The organism is Nocardiopsis sp. NPDC055879, from assembly GCF_053615935.1.
This window is the reverse complement of the sequence record NZ_JBSHCT010000080.1, coordinates 1-1,724: the sequence shown is the minus strand read 5'-3', so window position 1 is coordinate 1,724 and position 1,724 is coordinate 1. Positions and strand designations below refer to the sequence as shown.

The following is a 1,724-nucleotide window of genomic DNA, read 5'->3' as shown; positions in this document are numbered from 1 at the left end:
CGGTAGTGGCCGCGCTCAAGAAGGCGGGAGCCGTACTGGTGGGCAAGACGCACACCCACGAGTTCGCCTACGGCACCATCACCCCCGCCACGCGCAACCCCTGGGCCATCGATCGCGTCGCGGGCGGCTCCAGCGGTGGGTCGGCGGTGGCGGTGGCCTCCGGCGGTGCCATCGCCGCCATCGGTAGCGACACCGGCGGCTCCATCCGTATCCCAGCCGCTCTGTGCGGTGTCGTCGGGCTCAAGCCCACCCACGGTCTGGTGTCCCGACACGGCGCGATACCGCTGTCGTGGACCCTGGACCACGTCGGGCCGATCGCCCGCACGGTCGAGGACGCGGCACTCGTCCTGGACGCCGTCGTCGGACACGACCCCAGGGACCCGGCGACGCTGCGGGTGCCGGTCGAGGACCGTACCCGAGACATCGGCGTGGACCTGGCCGGACTACGAATAGGGGTGCCCGGGAACTACTTCTTCGACAGGGTGGAACCCGAAGTGGAGAAAGCGGTGCGTTCGGCCGCCGAGACGTTGGCCGGGTTGGGCGCCGAACTCGTCGGCGTCGAGGTCCCGCTGGCCGAATCCGTGCACGCGGCCCAGTGGGGGATCATGGTTCCCGAGGCCGCCGCCTACCACCAGGACACCCTGTGGAGGTACCCGGAGTCCTACGGATCCGACGTGCGCGTCCTGCTGGAAGCCGGGGAACTCGTCCCCGCCACCGAGTACCTGCGAGCGCAGCGGGTGCGCACCCTGATGAGGTCTGCCTGGGTGCAGCTGCTGGAGAAGGTGGACGTGGTGGCCGCGCCCACCGTTCCGGTCACTGCGGTACCGGTCGGCCAGGAACACCTGTACTGGCCGGACACGAGTGTCGAAACGGTCTCCGACGCCCATGTCAGGCTGTGCGCACCGGCCAACCTCACCGGCCTGCCCGCCCTGACGGTACCGACCGGCCCCGTTCCCGGAGGGTTGCCGTTCGGCCTCCAGCTCATCGGGCGCCCGCTCGGGGAGGCGACCCTCGTCCGCGTCGGCTCTGCCTACGAGAGCGTGCGCGGCGGTGCCGGCGCCTTGGCTCCGCTCTGACCTTCTCAGCCACATCATCAGACCCATGGCCGTTGCGACGGCACGATTTCTCATTTGTTGCGCCACCACGACAGGAACCGACATGTCCACGACGACACCCTCAACCCGCCCCCGACCCGTCGCCGGCACAGTCGCCCTTTGGGCGTCGCAGGTGCTGCTGGCCGTCGTGTTCGCGCTCGTCGCCATCCCGAAGGCGATGGCCGACCCCCTCTCCGTCCCGCCATTCGAGCTGATCGGACTCGGCGTCCCCAGCATGGTCGTCGTCGGCTGGCTGGAGCTCGCCGGGGCGATCGCGCTACTCATTCCCCGGCTGTGCGGCCTTGCCTTGTTCTGCCAGATCCCGCTGATGATCGGCGCGACGGTCCTGAGCGCCTTCGCGACCCCGGACCTGGTAGCCATCCCGGCGGTCACCCTGGTCCTCGTCTGTGTCGTGGCCTGGTTCCGCCGACACGACACCGCCGCCCTCGTCCGGCTGGTCCTACGTTCCCCGACGGCCCACGACTGAACTGGCCCCCTTGGGATTACTCAACTAGCCCCACCAACACCACCACCCCGAACTCCCTGCCTGTGGATAACCCAACAGCCGGCAGACGGACCGCTGGGGCATCTCCCAGGGAATGCCGAAGGGTCGTGGGGGGGGGGCAGGGC

General features: G+C 69.7%; 2 protein-coding genes. Both read left to right on the top strand.

The annotated features are described in order from the left end of the window. Nucleotides 1–1,076: amidase (locus ACWGKS_RS29870; RefSeq protein WP_452525070.1), on the top strand; the 1,076-nt coding region annotated here is incomplete at its 5' end. 82 nt (nucleotides 1,077–1,158) lie between these two features. After that, nucleotides 1,159–1,581 carry a DoxX family protein gene (locus ACWGKS_RS29865; RefSeq protein ID WP_452525068.1) on the top strand — a complete coding sequence of 141 codons (423 nt, stop codon included), beginning with the start codon at nucleotides 1,159–1,161 and terminating at the stop codon, nucleotides 1,579–1,581. Nucleotides 1,582–1,724: the final 143 nt, after the last annotated feature.

Bases quoted from the DNA above. Each gene is read 5' to 3' on its own strand.
- ACWGKS_RS29865 (WP_452525068.1), top strand. From the start codon at position 1,159: ATGTCCACGACGACACCCTCAACCCGCCCCCGACCCGTCGCCGGCACA.